The organism is Thalassotalea sp. G20_0, assembly GCF_017744175.1.
In the GTDB taxonomy this organism is placed as follows: domain Bacteria; phylum Pseudomonadota; class Gammaproteobacteria; order Pseudomonadales; family Endozoicomonadaceae; genus Endozoicomonas.
On sequence record NZ_JAGHQV010000435.1, the window covers coordinates 1 to 613 of the forward strand.

General features: G+C 47.3%; 1 protein-coding gene. It reads left to right on the plus strand.

Features of this window, described 5'->3' with window-relative positions; translation table 11 throughout:
* A partial coding sequence (locus tag J7438_RS26910) for a type 1 periplasmic-binding domain-containing protein (protein WP_209279084.1) occupies positions 1 to 613 on the plus strand: 613 nt, incomplete at both ends.

The window sequence follows — 613 nt, forward strand, 5'->3', positions numbered from 1 at the left end:
CAGAACAATGGTATGAAAAGCCTCAGGACAAGCGGGAACCCTATGCGATCAGGCTTGAGGCTAAACTGGCCCAAATGAAAGCAAGAACCAAAGAGACCAGGAAAGCCAAGCCTGAAAAAGTAACATTACTGCTGTCACCTTCTGTGATTATCAATATCATCAAATACAACAAACCATTAAAGCCGGTGGTTTGGTCATCTCTGGAACACTATGCCCGCAACGGCCAGCTAACTAGCAGTTTGTGTAAGGCGCTCAGCCCGGTTATCCGAAATGATAATGAGGGTGTTGTTCCTGAGCTCGTTAAACACGCAGTGGCTGAAAAGCTGGTACAGATTGAGGCAACAAAAACACCCGTAGTAACAGCCATCGCTCTGCAGCAACCTCCTGCAAGCACGACACCCCCTTGGGATCAGGATTCCGCCAGGAGCCTTCAAGGGCCGAAATTTACCTTTGAAGCGGCAATGGAAGAGCTGGATCGTTTTCCGGTATTGGGGAATAGAGAACTTGAACTATTGGAACCCTATCGGAAAGAGATGATACTTCCGCAGTTAATGAGTGTTCTCCAAAAGATCAACCATTATGATGTGGATCAACAGACACAAAACGCCTGGCA